This is a genomic window from Pseudomonas lopnurensis, assembly GCF_015070855.1.
Classification (GTDB): Bacteria; Pseudomonadota; Gammaproteobacteria; order Pseudomonadales; family Pseudomonadaceae; genus Stutzerimonas; species Stutzerimonas lopnurensis.
This window is the reverse complement of record NZ_JADDIX010000077.1, coordinates 1-21509: the sequence shown is the minus strand read 5'-3', so window position 1 is coordinate 21509 and position 21509 is coordinate 1. Positions and strand designations below refer to the sequence as shown.

21 protein-coding genes and 1 riboswitch are annotated in these 21509 nt (G+C 67.2%); of the genes, 13 read left to right on the top strand and 8 right to left on the bottom strand.

Annotation, left to right across the window (positions count from 1 at the left end; translation table 11 throughout):
- Positions 1-158 precede the first annotated feature (158 nt).
- Positions 159-629: an Lrp/AsnC family transcriptional regulator gene (locus IN820_RS15220; RefSeq protein ID WP_193681771.1), complete on the top strand. Its 471-nt coding sequence runs from the start codon at positions 159-161 to the stop codon at positions 627-629.
- Between the two features lie 53 nt (positions 630-682).
- Here the strand turns inward: IN820_RS15220 and IN820_RS15215 are convergent, their stop codons facing one another.
- On the bottom strand, positions 683-1099 hold the full coding sequence (locus IN820_RS15215; protein ID WP_193681770.1) for a DUF192 domain-containing protein: 417 nt from the start codon (positions 1097-1099) through the stop codon (positions 683-685).
- 191 nt (positions 1100-1290) lie between these two features.
- Here IN820_RS15215 and IN820_RS15210 point away from each other — a divergent pair, with 191 nt between their 5' ends.
- The 3 genes from IN820_RS15210 to IN820_RS15200 all read left to right on the top strand — a co-directional run bounded on the left by IN820_RS15210 (position 1291) and on the right by IN820_RS15200 (position 4782).
- A complete protein-coding gene (locus IN820_RS15210; RefSeq protein ID WP_193681769.1) occupies positions 1291-2061 on the top strand; it encodes a 3-hydroxybutyrate dehydrogenase in 771 nt (256 codons plus the stop codon).
- A gap of 244 nt (positions 2062-2305) precedes the next feature.
- The gene (locus IN820_RS15205; RefSeq protein WP_193681768.1) at positions 2306-3886 is read left to right on the top strand and encodes a thymidine phosphorylase family protein; all 1581 of its coding nucleotides are present in this window, start codon (positions 2306-2308) and stop codon (positions 3884-3886) included.
- Positions 3886-4782 carry a ribose-phosphate diphosphokinase gene (locus IN820_RS15200; RefSeq protein WP_193681767.1) on the top strand — a complete coding sequence of 299 codons (897 nt, stop codon included), beginning with the start codon at positions 3886-3888 and terminating at the stop codon, positions 4780-4782. Before IN820_RS15205 ends, IN820_RS15200 begins: the two co-directional genes overlap by 1 nt.
- Positions 4783-4840: 58 nt before the next feature.
- On the opposite strand, the gene IN820_RS15195 is transcribed toward IN820_RS15200, so the two are convergent.
- Together IN820_RS15195 and IN820_RS15190 are read right to left on the bottom strand one after the other, a co-directional pair.
- Positions 4841-5725, bottom strand: coding sequence for a pseudouridine synthase (locus tag IN820_RS15195; protein WP_193681766.1), 885 nt, complete (start codon positions 5723-5725; stop codon positions 4841-4843).
- 109 nt (positions 5726-5834) lie between these two features.
- On the bottom strand, positions 5835-6098 hold the full coding sequence (locus IN820_RS15190) for a PepSY domain-containing protein (RefSeq protein ID WP_193681765.1): 264 nt from the start codon (positions 6096-6098) through the stop codon (positions 5835-5837).
- Positions 6099-6322: 224 nt separating this feature from the next.
- Here IN820_RS15190 and IN820_RS15185 point away from each other — a divergent pair, with 224 nt between their 5' ends.
- Entirely contained in the window at positions 6323-7090 is a 768-nt protein-coding gene (locus tag IN820_RS15185) for a DUF899 domain-containing protein (protein ID WP_193681764.1), read from the top strand.
- A 185-nt stretch (positions 7091-7275) separates the two neighbouring features.
- Here IN820_RS15185 and IN820_RS15180 read toward each other — a convergent pair whose 3' ends face one another.
- Entirely contained in the window at positions 7276-7638 is a 363-nt protein-coding gene (locus IN820_RS15180; RefSeq protein WP_193681763.1) for a copper-binding protein, read from the bottom strand.
- A gap of 176 nt (positions 7639-7814) precedes the next feature.
- Here IN820_RS15180 and IN820_RS15175 point away from each other — a divergent pair, with 176 nt between their 5' ends.
- The 4 genes from IN820_RS15175 to IN820_RS15160 are packed head-to-tail and all read left to right on the top strand — an operon-like array spanning position 7815 to position 10407.
- Positions 7815-8123 (top strand): PepSY domain-containing protein, encoded by a 309-nt coding sequence (locus tag IN820_RS15175; protein ID WP_193681762.1) that lies wholly within the window; start codon positions 7815-7817, stop codon positions 8121-8123.
- Positions 8123-8428 (top strand): PepSY domain-containing protein, encoded by a 306-nt coding sequence (locus tag IN820_RS15170; protein ID WP_193681761.1) that lies wholly within the window; start codon positions 8123-8125, stop codon positions 8426-8428. The genes IN820_RS15175 and IN820_RS15170 overlap by 1 nt, the downstream gene beginning before the upstream one ends.
- Positions 8429-9094 (top strand): response regulator transcription factor, encoded by a 666-nt coding sequence (locus tag IN820_RS15165; protein WP_193681760.1) that lies wholly within the window; start codon positions 8429-8431, stop codon positions 9092-9094. It abuts the gene before it with no gap.
- Positions 9091-10407, top strand: coding sequence for a sensor histidine kinase (locus tag IN820_RS15160; RefSeq protein ID WP_193681759.1), 1317 nt, complete (start codon positions 9091-9093; stop codon positions 10405-10407). The genes IN820_RS15165 and IN820_RS15160 overlap by 4 nt, the downstream gene beginning before the upstream one ends.
- Before the next feature lie 248 nt (positions 10408-10655).
- Here the strand turns inward: IN820_RS15160 and IN820_RS15155 are convergent, their stop codons facing one another.
- Positions 10656-10871, bottom strand: coding sequence for a hypothetical protein (locus IN820_RS15155; protein ID WP_193681758.1), 216 nt, complete (start codon positions 10869-10871; stop codon positions 10656-10658).
- 324 nt (positions 10872-11195) lie between these two features.
- Here IN820_RS15155 and IN820_RS15150 point away from each other — a divergent pair, with 324 nt between their 5' ends.
- From IN820_RS15150 to IN820_RS15135, 4 genes are all read left to right on the top strand, one after another.
- Entirely contained in the window at positions 11196-12068 is an 873-nt protein-coding gene (locus IN820_RS15150; RefSeq protein WP_193681757.1) for a helix-turn-helix transcriptional regulator, read from the top strand.
- Positions 12069-12294: 226 nt separating this feature from the next.
- Positions 12295-13530: an exonuclease SbcCD subunit D C-terminal domain-containing protein gene (locus IN820_RS15145; protein ID WP_193681756.1), complete on the top strand. Its 1236-nt coding sequence runs from the start codon at positions 12295-12297 to the stop codon at positions 13528-13530.
- Positions 13527-17180 (top strand): AAA family ATPase, encoded by a 3654-nt coding sequence (locus IN820_RS15140; RefSeq protein WP_193681755.1) that lies wholly within the window; start codon positions 13527-13529, stop codon positions 17178-17180. The genes IN820_RS15145 and IN820_RS15140 overlap by 4 nt, the downstream gene beginning before the upstream one ends.
- 207 nt (positions 17181-17387) lie before the next feature.
- Positions 17388-17604, top strand: a riboswitch (cobalamin riboswitch).
- Positions 17605-17700: 96 nt separating this feature from the next.
- Positions 17701-19569, top strand: coding sequence for a TonB-dependent receptor domain-containing protein (locus tag IN820_RS15135; protein ID WP_193681754.1), 1869 nt, complete (start codon positions 17701-17703; stop codon positions 19567-19569).
- A 19-nt stretch (positions 19570-19588) separates the two neighbouring features.
- On the opposite strand, the gene IN820_RS15130 is transcribed toward IN820_RS15135, so the two are convergent.
- Genes IN820_RS15130 through ribA form a run of 3 tightly spaced genes read right to left on the bottom strand, consistent with a single transcriptional unit; the run spans position 19589 to position 21413 of the window.
- Positions 19589-20392: a cobalamin-binding protein gene (locus IN820_RS15130; RefSeq protein WP_193681753.1), complete on the bottom strand. Its 804-nt coding sequence runs from the start codon at positions 20390-20392 to the stop codon at positions 19589-19591.
- Positions 20392-20799 carry a hypothetical protein gene (locus tag IN820_RS15125; protein ID WP_193681752.1) on the bottom strand — a complete coding sequence of 136 codons (408 nt, stop codon included), beginning with the start codon at positions 20797-20799 and terminating at the stop codon, positions 20392-20394. Before IN820_RS15125 ends, IN820_RS15130 begins: the two co-directional genes overlap by 1 nt.
- On the bottom strand, positions 20796-21413 hold the full coding sequence (gene ribA, locus IN820_RS15120) for a GTP cyclohydrolase II (protein ID WP_193681751.1): 618 nt from the start codon (positions 21411-21413) through the stop codon (positions 20796-20798). The genes IN820_RS15125 and ribA overlap by 4 nt, the downstream gene beginning before the upstream one ends.
- Positions 21414-21509: the final 96 nt, after the last annotated feature.

Sequence of the window (21509 nt, the reverse complement as noted above, 5' to 3'; positions counted from 1 at the left end):
TCGCCTGTTTTTGCCTTGCGCTGGCTGCCTCGCCTACGTTTTTCAACAACCTGTTAAAAGTCTGGCCGTGACGGGGAGAGATTTTCTTTCTACTTTTGCGGTAGAACAGCACTTGTGTGCATGAACCATTCGCCTACAACAACAAAACAGGAACAACCATGCAGACCTCGCCTCTGAGCGGCATCGACCGCAAGATCCTTCTGCTGCTGCAGCACAACGCCGACCTCTCCGCAGCGGAGATCGCCGAAAAGGTCGAACTGTCGCAATCGCCGTGCTGGCGGCGGATCAACCGCATGCAGGAGGAAGGGCTGATCGAGCGCAAGGTGGCGCTGCTCAACCCGAAGAAGCTCGGGCTGAACATGACGGTATTCGTCAACATCAAGCTCTCGGCCCACGGGCGCAGCAATCTGGACGAATTCGAGCAGGCAGTGGTGGGTTACCCCGAGGTGCTGGAGTGCTACACCATGGCCGGCGAGTCGGACTACCTGCTCAAGGTCCTGGCCAAGGACATCGACAGCTACGAACGCTTCCTGCGCGACCAACTGCTACAGCGCCCGCACGTGCAGGAAGCGCATTCGCACATCGCCATGAGCGAGGTGAAGCGAACCACGGAATTGCCGTTGGATTGAGCATCGAGGTCGCAGCGGTGTTCGCGGTGGATAAGGCGGAGCCGTTATCCAACCTACGGGCCCGGAATTCCCTCCACCCGTGCATCCGGGCCGACTCCCCTGCTTTCGAACCATCCTTGATTGACCTCCAGCGCATAACGCGCCGGGGCCTGCGAACAGCGAATCGCCGTGCTCAACGGCTCGAGATCCAGCATATCCACGATCACCCCGTTCTCATCCATGAACGCCGCCGACAGCGGCAATGGCGTGTCCTTCATCCACAGGCAGTGCCGCCGCACCTCGTCGAAACGGAACAGCATCCCGCTGTCGGCCGCGAGCTCGGTACGCCACATCAGGCCGCGCTGGCGCTCCTCGGCGCTGACGGCGTATTCGGCCTCCAGCCGGTGCTCGCCCAGGCGCAACAGCAGCGGCTCGGCCGCCTGCACGAGCGACGCCGGCAACAGCAGTGACAACAAAAGCGCAAGACGCATCGACCACCTTCCTCTGGATCGGCGAAACCGGGAGCGAAACGGCCGCGGCAGCGTACCTGACGGCCATCCCGGCCGACACGATAGCCTGTCTGCCCGGCAGCGAGCCACCACCGCCTCGCCACGTTCGCCCTTTCCGACTCCCCGCCGGCTACGCTCATTGCACAATGACTACTCGAAGCGGGAGAATCCTGATGAATCTCAAAGGCAAGACCGCACTGGTCACCGGCTCCACCAGCGGTATCGGCCTCGGTATCGCGCTGAGGCTGGCCGAGGCCGGTGCCGACCTGCTGCTCAATGGCTTCGGCGACAGCGCCGCAGCCGTCGCCGAGGTGGCCCGGCACGGCGGCAAGGTGCGCCACCACCCGGCGGACATGGCCCGCGCGCAACAGATCGGCGAAATGGTCGCCTTCGCCGAGGACGAATTCGGCGGCGTGGACATCCTGGTCAACAACGCCGGCATCCAGTACGTGGCGCCGGTGGAGGAATTTCCGGTCGAGCGCTGGGACGCGATCATCGCCATCAACCTGAGCTCGGCCTTCCATACCACGCGCCTGGCGCTGCCGGGCATGCGCCGGCGCGGCTGGGGGCGGATCATCAACGTCGCCTCGGCCCACGGGCTGGTGGGCTCGGCGCAGAAATGCGCCTATGTCGCCGCCAAGCACGGGCTGGTCGGGCTGACCAAGGTGGTGGCGCTGGAGACCGCCGCCACGCCGATCACCTGCAACGCCATCTGCCCGGGCTGGGTACTGACGCCGCTGGTGCAGCAGCAGATCGACGAGCGCGCCCGCCAGGATGGCGATACGCAGCGCGCCCGCCACGACCTGCTGGCCGAGAAGCAGCCCTCCCTGGATTTCGTCACGCCGGCGCAGCTGGGCGCGCTGGCGCTGTTCCTCTGCAGCGAGGCCGCCGACCAGGTGCGTGGCGCGGCGTGGAACATGGACGGCGGCTGGGTCGCGCAGTAGCCAAGCCAGTGGCCTGCCTGGTTAGTTTGTTAACTCACCGGGCATTATGTTGCAGGAGGCGCCTACGCTCGAAAGGCTCTTGCGCTTCTCCCGAGTCGCGGCCACACATGGATAAACGAATTTCCAAGCTAGCCAGCGTTTTTGCTGACCTGCGGCAAGGCGGCCGGGCAAAAACCGCGCGGCCGCTTGGCAAGCACACTGCGCTGGGGCTAGATAGCCCTCATCCCCCAGCGAAACCGTCCGCATGACCACCATTGCCAGCGATACGCCCAGCAACGGCCAATCTCCCGTGCACCTGGCCTTGCGCCGGGTCGCCATCGACACCTACCGCGAGAACGTCGCCTACCTGCACCGCGACTGCGCCGCCTGTCGCGCCGAGGGCTTCCAGGCCCTGGCCAAGGTGGAGATACGCGTCAACGGCAAGCGCATCCTGGCCAGCCTCAATCTGGTGGACGACCCGGCCATCGTCGACATCGCCGAGCTGGGGCTGTCCGAGGACGCCTTCGCCCAGCTCGGCGCCGAGGCCGGCGTGCCCGCCTCGATTTCCCAGGCCGAGCCGGCTGCCTCCATCCCCGCGCTGCACCGCAAGATCGCCGGCGAACGGCTGCGCCGCGAGGACTTCCAGGCCATCGTCCGCGACATCGCCGAGCACCGTTATTCGAAGATCGAGCTGACCGCCTTCGTCGTCGCCTGCAACCAGGGCGAACTGGACCGCGAGGAGGTGTACTTCCTCACCGACGCGATGGCCCAGGTCGGCCGCCGCCTCGACTGGCGCGAGCACCCGGTGGTGGACAAGCATTGCATCGGCGGCATTCCCGGCAACCGCACCTCGATGCTGGTGGTGCCGATCGTCGCCGCCCACGGCATGCTCTGCCCCAAGACCAGCTCGCGAGCGATCACCTCGCCGGCCGGCACCGCCGACACCATGGAGGTGCTGGCCAACGTCCAGCTGCCGTTCGAGCGCCTGTGCGAGATGGTTCGCGACGAGCGCGGCTGCCTGGCCTGGGGTGGCACCAGCGAGCTGTCGCCGGCCGACGACGTGCTGATTGCGGTGGAACGCCCGCTGTCGATCGACTCGCCGGGGCAGATGGTCGCCTCGATCCTGTCGAAGAAGGTGGCTGCCGGCTCCACCCATCTGCTGCTGGACATCCCCATCGGCCCCACCGCCAAGGTACGCTCGATGGCCGAAGCGCAGCGCCTGCGCAAGCTGTTCGAGTTCGTCGCCTCGCGCCTGGGCCTGACCCTTGACGTGGTGATCACCGATGGTCGCCAGCCCATCGGGGACGGCATCGGCCCGGTGCTGGAGGCGCGCGACGTGATGCGCGTACTGCAGAACGACCCGCGCGCACCCAACGACCTGCGGCAGAAGGCGCTGCGCCTGGCCGGCCGCATGCTCGAGTTCGACCCGGACGTGCGCGGCGGCGACGGCTATGCCATCGCCCGCGACATTCTCGAATCCGGCCGTGCGCTGAAAAAGATGCATTCGATCATCGAGGCCCAGGGCGGCAAGGTCTTCGACCACAACCAGCCGCCGCTGGCCAAGCTCAGCTTCGACGTGCTGGCCGACCGCGACGCGGTGGTCACCGGCATCGACAACCTGCAACTGGCGCGCATCGCCCGGCTGGCCGGCGCGCCCAAGGTCCAGGGCGCCGGCGTCGACCTGCTGCGCAAGCTCGGCGAACCGGTCAGGGCCGGCGAGGGTCTGTATCGCGTTCATGCCGATTTCCCCGCCGACCTCGCCTTCGCCCGCCAGGCCACCGAGCACGCCAGTGGCTTCAGCCTCGGCGGCGCCGACCAGGTCCCGACCGTTTACGTGGAGTTCTGATGCACAGCCTGTTGCTGTATTTCGACGACGAACGCGACGCCGCGCTGCGCCTGGCCGAGGCCTGCGGCCTACCGGCCGCCATGGTCGAGCGCCACCGCTTTCCCGATGACGAGTTGCGCCTGCGCCTGCCGCTGGCCGAGGGCGAAACGCTGGCCGAGCAACTGGTGCTCTACCGCGGTCTCGACCACCCCAACGAGAAACTGGTGGAGCTGCTGCTGGTGGCCGGCGAGGCGCGGCGCCTGGGCGCCAAGCGGCTGATCCTGGTCGCGCCGTACCTGGCCTACATGCGCCAGGACATCGCTTTCAGCCCTGGCGAGGTGGTCAGCCAGCGGGTGATCGGCCGGCTCCTGGCCAACCAGTTCGACGGGCTGATCACCGTCGACCCGCACCTGCACCGCGTCGCCACCTTGCCCGAAGCCGTGCCGCTGGCCGATGCGGTGACCCTCTGCGCGGCGCCGGCGTTGGCCCGGCTGATCGCCGCGCGCCATCCCGATGCCCTGCTGCTCGGCCCGGACGCCGAAGCCAGGCAGTGGATCGAGGCCGCCGCCGCGCAACACGGTTTCGAGCACGGCGTATGCAGCAAGGTGCGCCATGGCGATCATCAGGTGGATATCGAGCTGCCGGCGCTGGCTTTTTCCGGACGCCACGTGGTGCTGCTGGACGATGTCGCCAGTTCCGGGCACACCCTGGCCCAGGCGGCGAAGAAGCTCCTGGCGGCCGGTGCCGCCTCGGTGGACGTGGCGGTGACCCATGCCCTGTTCGCCGGCGATGCGCTCGAGGTGATCCGTGCAGCCGGCGTCGGCGAAATCTGGAGCACCGATTGCATCGTCCACCCGAGCAACGCGGTACGGATGGCGCCACACCTGGCCGAGGCGCTGCGCCCGCTGCTGCGTTGAACGGCAAGCAGGCCGCGACGGGCAGCTTTTCATCGCCCGGATCGTGCCTGCCGTCGGGCTACCACTGCAGCTGCAGTTCGCTCTCGAATGCGCGCTGTTCCCCGCTCAGCGGATCGCGGAAACGCAGGCCCCGCGCCAGCAGCTTGAGCGGCCGCGCGTAGTCGTCCGTCTCGCGTTCGCCACGTTCGAGTAGTCGCGGGTAGAACGGGTCGTTGCAGATGCCGGCGCCGAGAGAGGCCATGTGCAGGCGCAGTTGGTGCTTGCGGCCGCTGATCGGCGAGAGCCCGTAGCGCCAGAGCTCGCCCCGGCGCTCGAGCACTTCGATCAGCGTCTCGCTGTTGGGCTCGCCCTCGCCTTCGCGCATCAGGAAGAACGGCTCGCCGGCGACCATGCACAGGCGCCGGCGCAGCGGGAAATCGAGCTGCGGCAGCGCCGGGCAGATCGCCTCGTAACGCTTGTGGATCTCGCGCTGGCGAAACAGCGCCTGGTAGGCGCCGCGGCTTTCGCGGTTGCTGGAGAACAGCACCAGCCCGGCGGTGAGCCGGTCGATGCGATGGATCGGCACCAGGTCGGGATTGTCCAGGCGCTTGCACAGCCGCGCCAGCAACGTCTCGTCGACGTACTCGCCGGCGGGCATCACCGATAGGAAATGCGGCTTGTCGGCCACCACCAGGTGCTCGTCGGCGTGAAGGATGCGCTCTTCGAACGGCACCGGCGTCTCGTTCGGCACCTCGCGGAAGTAATGGATACGCAGCCCGGCCCGATAGGGATGCTGCGCGCCGATCGGTTGCCGCCCGGCATCCAGTACCCGGCCGCGGGCCATGCGATCGAGCCAGGTCGCGCGGTCGATCGCCGGAAAGTGGTCGCACAGGCAGTCGAGCACGGTGCGCCATGCGCCTGGCGGCAGATGCAGGGTGCTGGGGCGGGAATGCGGGACGGACATGGTGCGAAGGACGGGTGACCGACAGGGCCGTCGATGATAACCGCTATGCGGTCGGCTGGCCTCCCCGGCAGCAGGGCGCGAGCAGCGCACCCTGCCGGGGAAGCCGATATCAGTCTTCCTTGTCCTTGGTCACCTCGCCGGTCCGGCCGTCGATCCTGAACTCATACTTCTTGCCGTCCTGCTTCATGCCCTCGCCTTCCCAGCCATCGTCATCGGCTTCGATGCCGTGCAGCTCGGTGTAGCCAGCGGCCTTGGCCTTTTCCACGGCCTGCTCGAGGGTGATCCAGTCGGCGCCGGGCTTGTCCGCCGCGAAGGCGGCACCGGAGCCCAGGATTGCAACAGCGAACGCGGCGGTAAGCGTCTTGTTGTACATCTCGTTTTTCCTTCTGCGAACGAAACGGATCGAGCCACCGTTGCGGCTCATAGGATTACGAGCCCGGCGGCCATCGGGAAGTTCAACCGCGCCCGGCGCGCCTCGCGGCGCAAGATCAGCCGGCTCTCGTCGATTACGCCCGGCGCCGTTCGATACATATCAGGAGCCCATCGCCGCGCGACGGTGGCTCCGACCGATTCCGACTCGCACCACCGGAGGTTCCCATGACCACACACAAGGTCGTATCCGAACAGGACTGGATGGCCGCCCACAGTGCCCATCTGCTCGAAGAGAAGCGACTGACCCACCAGCGCGACGCCCTCAGCGCGAAGCGCCGCCAACTGCCCTGGCGTCGCCTCGAACAGGATTACATCTTCCACGACGCCAGCGGCCCGGTCCGCCTCGGCGAGCTGTTCGCCGGCCGCAGCCAGTTGGTCATCAAGCATTTCATGTTCGGCCCGGACTGGACCGAAGGCTGCGTCGGATGCTCGTTCGAAGCGGATCACATCCAGGGCGCGCTGGCGCACCTGGAGCACCACGACGTCAGCTTCGCCGCCATCTCGAGGGCTCCGTTCGCCAGGCTGGAAGCCTTCCGCCAGCGCATGGGCTGGCAGTTCCGCTGGCTGTCGTCGGCCGGCAGCCGCTTCAACCGCGACTTCCACGTGTCCTTCGATGCCGACGACATCGTCGACGGCAAGGTCTTCTACAACCATGCCTGGCAACCCTTCGTCTGCGAGGAACTGTCGGGCTTCAGCATCTTCCTGCGCGACGAGCAGGGCGACCTCTTCCATACCTTCTCTGCCTACGGACGCGGCGCGGAAGAGCTGCTCGGCACCTATGTCCTGCTGGACATGACGCCCAACGGACGCAACGAGAACGGTCCGAACCACGACCTCACCGACTGGGTGCGCCACCATGACCGCTACGACAGCGGCGGCGGCGTTGCGCCGAGCGGACGTCCCAGCTCGGATAGCGGCAGTTGCCGCCACTAGCGGACTGTCTTGGAAGTTCGTTTATCCATGTGTTGCCGCGACTCCGGAGAAACGCAAGAGCCTTTCGAGCGTAGGCGCCTGGGGATGCCTAGCTCTTGCTGGCGATCCCGACCACCATTGCCGATGATCGCCAGCAAGCTGGCTCCACAACTTAATGCCCAGTGAGTTGGCCAACTAACCATTAGCTACTGGCGCTGGATGGCGACGATGCGCGGGTCCAGCTCGCCGTTGCTGAACTCGAATGCCACCGCGTCGCCCACCGCCAGCCCTTTCAGTTGCTCGGCGCTGGCCTTGAACGGGGTGACCATGGCCGGCCATTTCAGTGCCGCCACCGGCCCATGGGCGATGGTCACGCTGGCCTGGGCCGGCTGCGCATCGATGGCGCGGATCACGCCTTCGGCCGTGAAGGCGGCTTCGGCCTCGAGGCTGTTGCCCGCCGACACGTCGTCAACCGGGGGCGGTGTGGTGGACGGTTTCAGCAGGTCTTCGGCGAGGGCGGGCGGGCTCAGCCAGAGCGCGGCGAGGGCCGCGACGAGAAGGATTTTCATGACGATCGCTCCGATGGGATGGCCTGCACATTTGACCGATACCTGAAGCCTAGTTGCGACGGTTGCACGCGCCCTCGGCCAAAGGATGCATTCGCCGGCGGTCGGCAGCGTTCAGTTTGACTTAAGCCGTGCCTCGTAGCCTGTGAACCGTCGAAACCAACCACAGGTAACCCGCCATGAAAACCCTCGCTACCCTGCTGACCGCCGCCACCCTCGCCTTCGGCGCCAACCTGGCCCTGGCCAAGGACCTCGGCCCGGACGAGGCCCTGCGCCTGCGCGACGCCGGGACCATCCAGTCCTTCGAGAAGCTCAACGAAGCAGCCCTGGCCAAGCACCCCGGTGCCACCATCGAGGAAACCGAGCTGGAAGAAGAATACGGTCGCTACGTCTACCAGCTTGAATTGCGCGACGCCAAAGGTGTGCAATGGGACCTGGAGCTGGACGCCAAGACCGGCGAAGTGCTCAAGAACCATCAGGACGATTGATGCGTGCCTCCCTTTTCCTGACGCTCCCCCTGGCCCTGCTGCTCGCCGCCACGCCGGTGGCGAGCCGCGACCTGGATCAGGACGAAGCCCTGCGGCTGCGCCGCGAGGGCCTCATCATGCCACTGGAAAACCTGCTGCAACGCGCGCTGGAACGCTATCCGGGTGCGCGCCTGCTGGAAGCGGAGCTGGAGGAGGAAGACGGCCTCTACGTCTACGAGATCGAACTGCTCACCGCCGAAGGCGTCGCCCGCGAGCTGGAGCTGGATGCCCGCGACGGGCGCCTGCTCAAGGATGAGGAAGACTGAATGCGCCTGCTACTGGTCGAAGACAATGTGCCGCTGGCCGACGAACTGGTCGCCAGCCTCGGCCGCCACGGCTATGCCACCGACTGGCTGGCCGATGGCCGCGACGCCGATTACCAGGGCAGCAGCGAACCCTATGACCTGATCGTGCTCGACCTCGGCCTGCCCGGCAAGCCGGGACTCGAGGTGCTACGCGACTGGCGCGCGCGTGGCCTGACGACACCGGTACTGGTCCTCACCGCCCGCGCCTCCTGGGCCGAGCGCATCGAGGGATTGAAAGCCGGCGCCGACGACTACCTGACCAAGCCCTTCCACCCAGAGGAACTGCTGCTGCGCATCCAGGCCCTGCTGCGCCGCGCCCATGGCCTGGCCAACCAGCCGCTGCTGCGCGCCGGCGGGCTGGAGCTGGACGAGGGCCGGCAGAGCTGCCGCAAGAACGGCGAGGAAATCGCACTGACCGCCGGCGAGTTCCGCCTGCTGCGCTACTTCATGCTGCACCCCGGCCAGTTGCTATCGAAGACCCATCTGGCCGAACACCTCTACGACGGCGAGACCGAGCGCGACTCCAACGTCATCGAAGTGCATATCAACCGCCTGCGCGGCAAGCTCGGCCGCGAACTGATCGAAACGCGCCGCGGCCAGGGCTATCGCTTCGGCGGCCAGCCGTGAAATCCATTCAGCGCAGCCTCGCCCTGGGGCTGGTCGCGGTGCTGCTGGTGGTCGCCCTGCTGCTGGTGCAGTCCAGCCTCTGGTTGTTCGAGGCGGGCCTCAAGCGCAGCCTGGAGGCCGACCTGCGCGAGGAAGCCGAAGGCCTGCTGGTCGCCGTGGTCAACGGCCCCGACGGCGTGCAACTGGATACCCAGCGGCTCAGCCCGCGCTACCAGCGGGCGTTTTCCGGCCACTATTTCCAGATCCAGCTGCCCGGCCGCACCTGGCGCTCGCGCTCGCTCTGGGATGCCACGCCGCAATGGCCGCAGACGCCCGGCCTGGCCAGCGAACTGCTGGACGGCCCGCAGCAGCAACGCCTGCTGAGCTATCGCGCGCAGTACAGGCGCGACGGCCAGCCCATCGTCATCAGCGTCGCGCAGGACTACACGCCGGTGCTCGACAGCTTCGCCCGGGTGCGCCTGAGCGGCCTGGGCCTGGTCGGCGTGGCGCTGCTGGTGTTCCTGCTGGTGCAGCGCTACGCCATGGCGCTGGCGTTGCGCCCGCTGGAGCGTGCCCGCCAGCAGATCGCCCAGCTGCAGCAGGGCCAGCGCCAGCAGCTCGACAGCCAGGCGCCGCTGGAGCTGCAACCGCTGGTGGAGCAGATCAACCACCTGCTGACGCATACCGAAGACACCTTGCAGCGCTCGCGCCACGCGCTGGGCAACCTCGGCCATGCGCTGAAGACGCCCCTGGCGGTACTCGGCAGCCTGACCCAGCGCGAAGAACTGGCCGCCTACCCCGAACTGCAGGCGGGCCTGCAGGAACAACTGGCGCAGATCCAGCAGCGCGTCAGCCGTGAACTCGGCCGCGCCCGGCTGGCCGGGGAGGTGCTGCCCGGCGCGCACTTCGACTGCGACGCGGAGCTGCCGGCACTGTTCGAAACGCTGGCGATGATCCACCGCCAGGACCTCGACCTGCGCTGGCAGGCCCCGCCCGGCTGCCGCCTGCCGCGCGACCGCGAGGACATGCTGGAGCTGCTCGGCAACCTGCTGGACAACGCCTGCAAGTGGGCCAGGAGCAAGGTCGTGCTGACCATCGAGCGGGCCGACGGCGGCTATCGGCTGTGCGTCGAGGATGACGGCCCGGGCATTCCGCCCGCGCAGCGCGAGAAGGTCCTCGCCCGCGGTGCCCGCCTGGACGAGTCGGCGCAAGGCCACGGCCTCGGGCTGGGCATCGTCAGTGACATCCTCGCGGCCTGGCACGGCGAATGGAAACTGGACGACAGTCCGCTGGGCGGGTTGCGGGTCACGATCCGCCTGCCGGCGGGACGTTGAGGCGGGAGCAGACAGCAACGCTGTCGCCCAGCAAACGGATGCAGCCTCAGCTCACTCCCCGAGAACGCCGCCTGTGCACACCGCGCCCGTAGGAGCCCGGGGGGACGCCGAGTCTTTGCCGGCGATCATCGGCGTTGCGGCCGATCGCCCGCAAGCGGACTCCTGCAAAAGACATCCTGTGCCATGGCCATGGAACGGATGTGGGCCTTGTTCGCAGGCATGGCCTGCTCCTACAAGGGGGGCAGCGCCTAGTGCGGGCGGGCCAGTTCGTTGCGCATGTCTTCGAGGATGGTCTCCACCAACAGGGTGTTCTGCACCTGATGGCCCGCCATGACCCGTGTCGCCTCGGTGCCGTTGATCGGATAGCCGACATGGACCACGAGGCGGCCGTCCGTCTGCGGCTCGACGCGCGTGCAGTACTGCGAAGTGAAGGTTTCTGCCAGATGGCGGGACAAGGTCTTCATGAGCGTCTCGAGCAATGAGCCTGTGACAAAGACCCTGGCCCGCGCTTGGAGATTCCAGCCGTCCATCGGGACACGCACCGCATTCATCAAACGGTCGCCTCGAGGAGGTACTCAGCGACCCTCTCCCTTCGCACAGGCCAGCCGGGGCCAACAGCAGCATCGCGTGCCCCGCGGCGCAGGACATCGGCAGGCATGGAATATCAGCTCATGGCGCTCACTTCATCCGCCGGGTCGAGTTGAAACGCCCCCCGAATATATGTAGCGTTGCACGACACGTCGAGCAGGCCGACAGAGGCTCGTAAAGTTTCCAGCAGGTGGGCGCGGATGAAAAGAACGCAATCGATCAGCCATATCCGCTGGGACCTGGCGCTGCGCTACCGGCTGATCGAGACCATCGCCTGGTGGGAAGGCCGCCTGACCACGGGCCACCTGATGCAGAGTTTCGGCATCAGCCGGCAGCAGGCCTCGAAGGACATCAACACCTACCTCAACGAACATGCGCCGAACAACCTCACCTATGACCGTCATCTGAAAGGCTACAAGCCGGCGCGGAGCTTCCAGCCGCTGTTCATCGACGGCAGCGCCAGCGCCTACCTGCGCCTGCTCGACCAGAACCGCTCACGCGCCCCGCACATCGAGGGCCTGGCGCTGGCCTATGCCCATACCGACGTGCTCGAAGTGCCGGACCGCAGCATCCGCCCCGAGGTGCTGCGGCCGATCCTGCAGGCCTGCCGCGAGGGCCTGCGGCTGGAAACCGAGTACGTCTCGCTGGCCAACCCGCAGCCGGAAATCCGCGTGATGGCGCCGCACACGCTGGTGTTCACCGGCATGCGCTGGCATGTGCGCGCCTACTGCGAGAAGAACCACGAATACCGCGACTTCGTCCTCAGCCGCTTCCGTGGCGAGCCGGACCTGATGGACGCGAGCGAACACACCCGCGAACGGGACGAGGCCTGGAATACCGCCGTGACCGTACTGCTCGAACCCGACGCGCGCCTGAGCCCGGAGCAGAAGGCCATCATCGAGACCGACTACGGCATGCTCGACGGCCAGTTGCCGATCGCGACCCGTGGGGCGCTGGTGCAGTACGTGCTGCAACGCTACGGCATCGACCCGAACACCGTGCAGGCCAATGCGGCGGCGCAGCAGCTGCAGGTGGGCAACCTGCAGGCACTCAAGGGATGGTTGTACGCGTGAGGCGGTTGGAGCGCTTTCGCCTGCGGAGGAGCGAGCCTGCTCGCGAATGGAAGGGGTACGGAGCCGGGTGCGCGAACCCCACACGTTCCTCGGCAACCGAGAAAAGCGCGACGGTCCAACACACTGCGTCGTGCCGCGCGTCATCGCGAGCCCACCATCCCAACGAACAGCGCACCGGCCCGATGCCGCGGCGCTTCCCCCTTCGCTCAGCAAGAGCCTCTAGCGAATGCGCCTGATCCACACCTCCGACTGGCACCTCGGCCAGACCCTGCACGGCCAGGACCGCGACTATGAACACGCGCAGTTCCTGAACTGGCTGCTCGACCAGCTCGTCGCCCACCAGGCCGACGCCCTGCTCATCGCCGGCGACGTCTTCGACACCGTCAACCCGCCGCTGCGGGCCCAGGAGCGCCTGTACGACTTCATCGTCCGCGCCCATGAACGCCTGCCACAGCTGGACATCGTGATGATCGCCGGCAACCACGACTCCGGTGGGCGCATCGAGTTGCCGGCGCCGCTGATGAAGCGCCTCAACGCCCACGCCGTCGGCCGCATCGGCTGGATCGCCGACGGCCAGCTGGACCACGACCGCCTGCTGCTGCCGCTGCACGACGCCAGCGGCCAGGTCGCCGCCTGGTGCCTCGCCCTGCCTTTCCTGCGCCCGGCCGAAGTCACCGGCTTCGAAGTCGGCGACGACTACATGGCCGGCATCCGCCAGGTGCACGAACGGCTGATCGCCGCGGCCGAAACCGTGCGCCGGCCCGGCCAGGCGCTGGTCGCCATGAGCCACGCGCACATGGCCGGCGGCGCGGTCTCCGAGGAGTCCGAACGCAACATCGTCATCGGCAACGCCGAGGCGCTGCCGGCCAGCCTGTTCCCCGAGTCCGTCGCCTACGTCGCCCTCGGCCACCTGCACAAGCCGCAGCAGGTCGCCAGCCAGGCGCGCATCCGCTACAGCGGCTCGCCGCTGCCGCTGTCCTTCGCCGAAGTGAACTATCCGCACCAGGTACTGCTGGTCGAGCTCGACGGCGAACATCTGCAACAGGTCGAAAGCCTGCCGGTGCCTCGTGCGGTGGAAATGATCCGCATCGGGCGGGCGCCGCTGGCCGAGGTGATCGCCGCACTGGAGGCGCTGCCGCCCATCGGGCTGTTCAGCGAGAACCTGCCCTGGCTGGAGGTGCGCGTGCTGCTCGACGAGCCGCTGCCGGACCTGCGCCAGCGCATCGAGACGACGCTCGCCGGCAAGGCCTGCCGACTGGTGCGCATCGCCAGCGAATATGCCGGCAGGCGCGGCGAGGCCGAATCGGAGGTGCTGCTCGGGCTCGACCAGATCACCCCGCAGGAGCTGTTCGCCCGCGCCTGGGAAGAACAGTTCGGCAACCCGCCGGACGAACAGGCGCTGGACGACTTCGCCACGCTGCTGCAAACGGTCGAGTTCGCCAGCGAGGGGTACGTGCAATGAAGATTCTCGCCATCCGCCTGAAGAACCTGGCCTCGCTGGCCGGCGAACAGGTCATCGACTTCAGCGCGGAACCCCTGGCCAGCGCCGGCCTGTTCGCCATCACCGGGCCGACCGGTGCCGGCAAGAGCACCATTCTCGATGCGCTGTGCCTGGCGCTGTTCGGCAGCACGCCGCGGCTGGACAGCGTCTCGCCGTTGAACAAGGTGCCCGACCTCGATGCCGAGATCGGCGGTGGCGACGAGCGCAACCTGCTGCGCCGTGGCTGCGGCAGCGGCTATGCCGAGGTGGACTTCGTCGGCGTCGACGGCCACCGCTACCGCGCCCGCTGGGAGGTCAAGCGCGCCCGCGAGAAAATCGACGGCCGTCTGCAGGCCAGCAGCCAGAGCCTCACCGATCTGGACAACGGGCAACTCCTGGCCAGCGGCAAGAAGCGCGAATTCAAGGAGTTGCTGGAGGCCAGGCTCGGCCTGACCCTGGCGCAGTTCACCCGCGCCGTGCTGCTGGCGCAGAGCGAGTTTTCCGCCTTTCTCAAGGCCGATGACAATGAGCGCGGCACCCTGCTGGAAAAACTCACCGACACCGGCCTCTACAGCCGCCTCGGCCAGGCCGCGTTCGAGGCGGCCAAGCGCGCCCGCGAGACGCTGGCCCAACTGCAACAGCAGGCCGGCGGCGTGCAGCCATTGGCGGCCGAGGCGCGCCAGGCGCTGGAAGCCCAGCATCAGCTACAACTGGTGGAACTCAAAGCCCTGCAGCAGCAGCTCGACACGCTCAGGCAACAGCGCCAATGGTTGCAGGACCTCACCCACCTGCAGGGCGAGCGCGACAATGCCCGGCAGCAACTCGTCGAGGCCGAAGCCGAACAGCAAAGCCTCGCCGAGGCCCGGCGCATCCTCGCCCTGTTCGAGCAACTGGCACCACAACGCCATCGGTTCATGCGCGAGCGCGAACTGGCGCCGCTGCTGGCCAAGGTCGACGAGACCCTGGCCCGCCACGGCCACGAGCACGCCGCCGTGCAGCAGCGCCTCGATGAGCTGGAACAGGCCTGCCGGGCCGCGACCGAGGCGCTGAAAGCCGCCGAACAGTCGCTCAAAAAAGCCGAACCGAGACTTGCGCAAGCGCGCCGCGAAGAAGAACGCCTGAGTCACCTCGGCAATGATCTGCGGGAAACCCGCGGGCAGGCCGAACATGCCGAAGCGGCGAGCAAGACCGGCGAAGTGCAACTGACCCAGTTGCACCAGGCGCGGCAACAGGCCGCCACGCAGCTCGCCGACCTTACCGAGCAGCTCGCCCACAGCGCGGAACTGCAGCCGCTGTGCGCGGCCTGGAATGGCTATCGGCCGCGCCTGCAGCAGGCCGTGCAGATCGCCGCCCGCGCGCAGCAGGGCCGTCAGGAATTGCCGGCGCTGGAAGCCGCCACCACCTGCGCCGAAGCCGCGCAAGCCACTGCACGCCAGGCGCTCGATGAGCTGCAGGCACAGCTCGGCGGGCAAACCGGCCTCGGCGACCAGCTGGCGCAACTCACGACGCAACTCGAAGCCTGGCGCGCCACCGAGCGCGAGCTCGAAGCCCTGCACAGCCTCTGGTCGCGGCAACAGCAGCTCGTCACTCAGCAACGCACCTTGCAGAACGAACAGGACCGCCAGCAGCACGAACTCGAGGTTCTGACCTGGGCCGGCAAGCTCGCCCGCACCGAGCGCGACGACGCCGAGAAGGCGCTCAAGGTGGTCCAGGCGCTGCTGGATCGCCAGCGCCTGGCCCGTAGCGCCAACGTCGAGGCCTTGCGCGCGGCGCTGGTGCCGGGCGAGCCGTGCAGTGTCTGCGGCAGTGCCGAACATCCCTGGCACGACGGCGCGACCCTGCTCGCCGCCCTCGACCGGCAGGACGAGCGCGAAGTCGAGCAGGCCCGACTGCAGCTCGATAGCCACGATGAGAAGCTGCAAGCCTTGCGCGACCAGCACATCGCCCTGAGCACCGGCATCAAGCAAAACGCGCAACGACAGGCGGAAATGACCGCGGAGCTGGCGAAGCTGGAGCCGCAACTGAGCGCCTTGCCTGCCCATGCCGAACTGCTGAATCAGGCGGAAGCGGACCGCCAGCCTTGGCTGGAGGCCCGGTTGACTGCGCTCGGGAACGACATCACCGGCGCCACTACCCGTCAGCGTGAACTGCTCAGGCTGCAACAGCGCAGCGAAGCGCTGCACCAGGCCTGGCAGAGCGCACGGGAGACCTGCGTCCAGGCCAGCCAGGCGTTGGCCACACAGCGCGACGCCATCGCCCGCGACGAAGCGAGGCTCGACGAGGAGCTGGCCGAATTCGCCAGCCTGCTGCCCGCGGCCCTGATCGAGCGCTGGCGCACGGCACCCGCCGCGACCTTCATGCAGCTGGATGGCCAGGTCGAGGCGCGGCGCCAGCAGATCGACCAGCAGACGGCACTGGCCGAAGAACAGCAGCAGCGCCAGGCCGCGCTGGAGCGCGAGCAGCTGCAGCAACAGCATCGCCTCGACCAGCAGAAGGCCTGCAGTGCCCGTCTCGCCGAGCTGGAAGGCCGCGAACAGGCCTGCCGTCAAAGCCTGCGCGAAAGCCTCGGCGAGCAGCCCAGCGCACGGGCGTGGCAGCAGCAACTGGAAGCCGCGATCCAGACCGCACGCCAGCAGCAGACCGAGGTCGACCGGCAGTTGAACGAGGCCCGAGTCGAGCTGACCCGGCTCGCCGCTGAACAGCAGAACTGCAGCCAGCGCCGCGACGAGCTGCTGGCCGAACGCAGCACCCTGACCGAAGAGCTCGCCGCCTGGCGCGCCGCGCATCCCGAGCTGGACGATGCAACCCTGGCGCAACTGCTGCAGCTCGACGATGCGCTGCTCGCCGAAGCACGTGAGCGGCTGCGGGCCAATACCGAACAGCTCGCCCGCGCTCGCGAACGCCTGGACGGCTGCGAACGACGACTGACCGCGCATCAGGCCGGACGGCCGGACGCAGCGGATGCCGAAACCCTGGAACAGCAACTCAGCGAGCAGCAGGCCAGCTGCGATCAGGCCGAACAGCGAGGCGCCGAGACCCGCGCCGCGCTGCTCGACGATGATCGCCGGCGCAACCAGAGCCAGGCCCTGCTCGCGCAGATTGCCGACGCCAGCGCCGAACACCAGCGCTGGGGACGCATCGCCGCGCTGATCGGCTCCAGCGACGGCGGCGCCTTTCGCAAGATCGCCCAGGCCTACAACCTCGACCTGCTGGTGCAGCATGCCAACGTGCAGCTGCGCCAACTGGCCCGGCGCTATCGGCTCAAGCGCGGCGGCAGCCCGCTGGGCCTCCTGGTGATGGATACCGAGATGGGCGACGAGCTGCGCTCGGTGCATTCGCTGTCCGGCGGGGAAACGTTCCTGGTCTCGCTGGCGCTGGCCCTGGGCCTGGCCTCGATGGCGTCGAGCAAGCTGCGGATCGAGTCGCTGTTCATCGACGAAGGCTTCGGCAGCCTCGACCCCGAGTCGCTGCAGATCGCCATGGACGCGCTGGATTCGCTGCAGGCGCAGGGGCGCAAGGTGGCGGTGATTTCCCACGTGGCCGAAATGCACGAGCGCATCCCGGTGCAGATCCAGGTACAGCGTCAGGGCAACGGCCAGAGCGCGTTGCGCATCATCGGCGGGCAATCGTAGGGTGCGCTCCGCGCACCGCATGCACCGAGGCCCTGTTAGACATGGGCAGGCCTGCGGCCGGCATCGCCGCGAGGGTGCGCCTCCCACAGGGGTTCGGTGTACAACCGATGCTTTTCAAGCTTCAAGCTTCCGGCCTTCGAACACTCCTGCGCCATTGCGCACCTTCATCCGCTTGTGTTTCGGCGCGCCCGGTCGTAAGGTTCGCGCGTTTTTTCTTATCCGCCCAGGTGTGCGCGACCGCAAGGTCCGCATTAAACGGGAAGCCGGTGCGCTCGCAAGAGCAAGGCCGGCGCTGCCCCCGCAACGGTAATCGACCGCGATCCTCAAGATCGCCGTCCGCTCGATAGCCACTGTGTTCCGACATGGGAAGGCGAGCGTGATGCGCGTCGAAAGCCCGGAGACCGGCCTGACGGATTCGACTGGTGTTGCGGAGGGCAGCACCGTCAAGCGCTGCTGCCCGTCATTTTCGCGCTTGTTCCTGCCCTCCTCGAAAGTTGCGATCTTTTGAGGAATTCCAAGAATGAAACTGTCCCGACTTGCCCTGGCCGTGGCGTTGCTGCCCGGCGTCCAAGTGTTTGCTGCCGAGCTGACACGTGAAGACGCGTTGAAACTTTCCGACACGGTGATTTCCGCCAACCGCGAACCGCAACGCCGCAGCCAGACACCGGCCTCGACGAGCGTGTTCAACAGAGACGACATCGAACGCCTGCAAGTCCGTAGCGTCGCCGAGCTTTTGGAGCGCGTGCCAGGAGTGAGCATCACCCGCACGGGCGGCGCAGGCACTCAAACCGGGCTGTTTCTACGTGGTACGTCCAGCACGCAGACGCTGGTCCTGGTCGACGGTCAGCGCATCGCCGCCGCTTCCAGCGGCACCAGCAGCCTCGAATTTCTCAGTCCGGACCAGATCGAACGCATCGAGGTTGTGCGTGGCGCTCGCTCGGCACTGTATGGCTCCGATGCCATCGGCGGCGTGGTACAGATCTTCACTCGCCAGGGCCGTGCTGGCCTCGCGCCGCGCGTTCGCTTCGGCGCCGGCAGTGACGGCACATTCGAACGCAGCCTGGCCCTGTCCGGTGGCGACGGTCGCACACGCTTCAACCTGGGCACCGCCCTGGACGAAACCTGGGGCATCGATGCCACGCGCGACAGCTTCGGCGCCAACGGCGACGAAGACGCCTACCGCAATCGCTCGCTCAGTCTGAATCTGGCGCACCGCTTCAACGACAGCCTCGAGGTTGGCGTGAGCGCCCTCGACCAGCGCGGCGAGATCGAGTTCGACGATCTATCTGGAACATCTCGGCCGACCGTGGATTTCCAGCTGAGCAGCCTCTCCGGCTTCGCCGATGCGCAGTTCGGCGAGGCATGGAACAGCCGCTTCGAGATCGGTCACAGCGAGGACAAGCGAGACACCGGCAACGACGCCGCCTCGGCCCCCGCCTACATGTTCTATGCGTACTCCACCTACCGCGACTCGGCGAGCTGGGTGAATACCCTGCAGCTGAATCCGGACAACCAGTTGCTGCTCGGCGCCGACTGGCATGAGGATCGACTGCACAGCACGACCGACTTCTCCGAAGAGTCGCGCTGGAACCAGGCAGGATTCATCCAGCACCGCTATACCGGCGACGCGTTCTCGACCGAGCTGGGCCTGCGACATGACAAGAACGAGCAGTACGGCAGCAAGAACAGCTGGAACGCGGCGCTGACAGTGCCGCTGGATGCCCGCAGCGATGTGGTCGCGTCCTACAGCGAGGGCTTCCGTGCGCCGACCTTCAACGAACTGTACAACCCGTGGGCGGGCAACCAGAACCTGGCACCCGAGAAATCCAAGAGCTACGAGCTGCAGTGGCGCAACCGCTATAGCGCAAGCGGCTCACTGGAGCTCTCGCTCTACCGTACCGACATTGAGGACGCGATCGTTTCGGATGGCAGCACCGGGTGGGTGCCGTACAACGTGCAGAAAGCACGTATCAACGGTCTGGAAGCAGCGCTCCGGCAGGAGCTGTTCGGCTGGCAGGCCAACCTCGCCCTGGGCCTGATCGACCCGCGCGATCGCGACAGTGGGCATACCCTGGCACGCCGTGCCAAGCGCACCCTCAGCCTGGACCTGGACCGCCCGTTCGGCGACTTCTCGGTCGGCGCCAGCTGGCGCGCCGTCAGCGGTCGCTACGACGATACCGACAACGACATCGAACTGGGCGGGTACGGCCTGATCGGGTTACGCGGCAGCTGGCAGGCCAGCCCGGCGGTGAAACTGGACCTGAAGCTGAACAACCTGTTCGACAAGGACTACGCGGAAACCACCTATAGCACCGTCAACGGTCGCTATGGATACAACAACGAAGGCCGCACCGCATTGTTCGCAGTGACCTGGACGCCCTCGATCTGACCGCTACGGACGCGCTCGCTCAGGGCGCCGCCTGCCCCATCACCTCGCAGAGCTTCCCGATCGCCCCGAGCATCTGGAAGCTCGGTCGCTCCAGGCCCTTGTCCGGGACTTCGTAGAGCTGGCCCAGACGCACTGCGGTGAGCTGGGGCCAGGCTTTCCACTCGTCCAGCTGCGCGCCGGTGCCGGCCAGGATCACCTCCGGGTCCCGCGCCAGTACCGCTTCCACGCTCACCTGCGGTGCCGGCAGACTCAGGTCGTCGAAAAGGTTGCGGCCGCCGCAGACGGCAATCGCCTCGCTGATGATCTGCCGACCACCGAGGGTATACAGCGGGCGATTCCAGACCTGATAGAACACCCGCAAGGGACGCGGCCGCGCATGGCGCTCACGCAGTTCGGCCAGCCCCGCTTCGAACGCCTCGGCCAGCCGCTCACCCTGCTCGGCCCGCCCGACGACCGCGCCGATGCGCCTGAACTGTTCGGCCAGGCTGGCCAGCGACGGCGTTGGCGAGACCAGCACCAGGATGCCGAATTGCCGCAGCTGTTCCCGCTGGCTGCGCGGGACGCTGTCCGGCCAGAGCAGCACCAGGTCGGGGCGCAGGCTGAGCAGGGTTTCCATCTCGACCTTTCCGTAATGGCCCACCGAAGGCAACGCCCGCAGCGCCGGCGGCCGCTCGCCACCATCCAGCACGCCGACCAGGCGATCCGCGGCATCCAGTTCGAGCATGATTTCGCTGAGCGAAGGCGCGAGACTCACCACCCTTTCCGCGGCCAACGCAGGCAGCGCTGCCAGAAGAACGAGCGCGGCGAGCACTAGGCGAGGCATCAATGCAGTTGCCGCGGAATGCGGTAGAGCACCAGCAGAACCAGGCTACCGAGCACCAGCAACAGCCGGACGATCGGCTCCATGCCCAGTAGCGCGCCGGCAGCGGCGAACCAGGCCGGTAGCGAGGCGATCAGCAAGCCGCGACGGCGTACGCGCCGCAGATGGCTCCAGGCATCGGCCTCTGCGGGGCCGTTAAGCACCTGCTCGGTTGAAATCAGCGCATGTTTGAACGCGGTGAAGGCGGGCAGGCTGAAGAACAGCGAGACGAGCCCGGCGGCAAACAGCGCCAGCCCCCAGTCGGCCACCTGGGCCTCCATCCGCCCCAGGAGCAGCACGGGCAGCACCATCGACAGGGTATGCAGCCAGCCATCGCGCGCGAGCTGGCGGCGGGCGGCGACCCGGTTCACGACTGCTCGGCTTCGCCCTGGTGGATCTCGCCGAGCATGTGGCCGAGCTTGCCGGCCTTGGTGGCGAGGTACTTGCGGTTGTGCGGGTTGTGCGCGATCTGCAGCGGCTTGCGCTCGGCGACGCGGATGCCGAAGCCCAGTAGGGCCTTGACCTTGCGCGGGTTGTTGGTCATCAGCTTGATCTCGGCGATGCCCAGGTGCTCGAGCATCGGCAGGCAGATGCCGTAGTCGCGCATGTCCGGGGCGAAGCCCAGGCGCTCGTTGGCCTCGACGGTATCGGCGCCGCCATCCTGCAGTTCGTAGGCGCGAATCTTGTTCAACAGGCCGATGCCGCGGCCTTCCTGGCGCAGGTAGAGCAGCACGCCACGGCCTTCATCGGCGATCGCGCGCAGCGCCGCTTCTAGCTGGAAGCCGCAATCGCAGCGCAGGCTGAACAGCGCGTCGCCGGTCAGGCATTCGGAATGCAGACGCCCCAGCACCGGCTTGCCCTCGGCCACATCGCCGAGGGTCAGTGCGACATGCTCCTTGCCCGTTTCCTGGTCGAGAAAACCATGCATGGTGAACACACCGAACGGCGTCGGCAGTTTGGAGGCGGCGACGAACACGACAGACACGGGAGAAACCCCAGAAGGCAGAAAAGCGGACATTGTAACACTAACTAAAAGCTGCAAGCTGCAAGCTGCAAGCTGCAAGCTGCAAGCTGCAAGCTG

Bases quoted from the DNA above. Each gene is read 5' to 3' on its own strand.
- IN820_RS15165 (WP_193681760.1), top strand. From the start codon at position 8,429: ATGCGCCTGCTACTGGTCGAAGACAATGTGCCGCTGGCCGACGAACTG.
- IN820_RS15205 (WP_193681768.1), top strand. From the start codon at position 2,306: ATGACCACCATTGCCAGCGATACGCCCAGCAACGGCCAATCTCCCGTG.
- IN820_RS15170 (WP_193681761.1), top strand. From the start codon at position 8,123: ATGCGTGCCTCCCTTTTCCTGACGCTCCCCCTGGCCCTGCTGCTCGCC.
- IN820_RS15190 (WP_193681765.1), bottom strand. From the start codon at position 6,098: ATGTACAACAAGACGCTTACCGCCGCGTTCGCTGTTGCAATCCTGGGC.
- IN820_RS15130 (WP_193681753.1), bottom strand. From the start codon at position 20,392: ATGCCTCGCCTAGTGCTCGCCGCGCTCGTTCTTCTGGCAGCGCTGCCT.
- IN820_RS15210 (WP_193681769.1), top strand. From the start codon at position 1,291: ATGAATCTCAAAGGCAAGACCGCACTGGTCACCGGCTCCACCAGCGGT.
- IN820_RS15180 (WP_193681763.1), bottom strand. From the start codon at position 7,638: ATGAAAATCCTTCTCGTCGCGGCCCTCGCCGCGCTCTGGCTGAGCCCG.
- IN820_RS15215 (WP_193681770.1), bottom strand. From the start codon at position 1,099: ATGCGTCTTGCGCTTTTGTTGTCACTGCTGTTGCCGGCGTCGCTCGTG.
- IN820_RS15175 (WP_193681762.1), top strand. From the start codon at position 7,815: ATGAAAACCCTCGCTACCCTGCTGACCGCCGCCACCCTCGCCTTCGGC.
- IN820_RS15145 (WP_193681756.1), top strand. From the start codon at position 12,295: ATGCGCCTGATCCACACCTCCGACTGGCACCTCGGCCAGACCCTGCAC.
- IN820_RS15200 (WP_193681767.1), top strand. From the start codon at position 3,886: ATGCACAGCCTGTTGCTGTATTTCGACGACGAACGCGACGCCGCGCTG.
- IN820_RS15155 (WP_193681758.1), bottom strand. From the start codon at position 10,871: ATGAAGACCTTGTCCCGCCATCTGGCAGAAACCTTCACTTCGCAGTAC.
- IN820_RS15195 (WP_193681766.1), bottom strand. From the start codon at position 5,725: ATGTCCGTCCCGCATTCCCGCCCCAGCACCCTGCATCTGCCGCCAGGC.
- IN820_RS15220 (WP_193681771.1), top strand. From the start codon at position 159: ATGCAGACCTCGCCTCTGAGCGGCATCGACCGCAAGATCCTTCTGCTG.
- IN820_RS15185 (WP_193681764.1), top strand. From the start codon at position 6,323: ATGACCACACACAAGGTCGTATCCGAACAGGACTGGATGGCCGCCCAC.
- IN820_RS15135 (WP_193681754.1), top strand. From the start codon at position 17,701: ATGAAACTGTCCCGACTTGCCCTGGCCGTGGCGTTGCTGCCCGGCGTC.
- IN820_RS15140 (WP_193681755.1), top strand. From the start codon at position 13,527: ATGAAGATTCTCGCCATCCGCCTGAAGAACCTGGCCTCGCTGGCCGGC.
- IN820_RS15150 (WP_193681757.1), top strand. From the start codon at position 11,196: ATGAAAAGAACGCAATCGATCAGCCATATCCGCTGGGACCTGGCGCTG.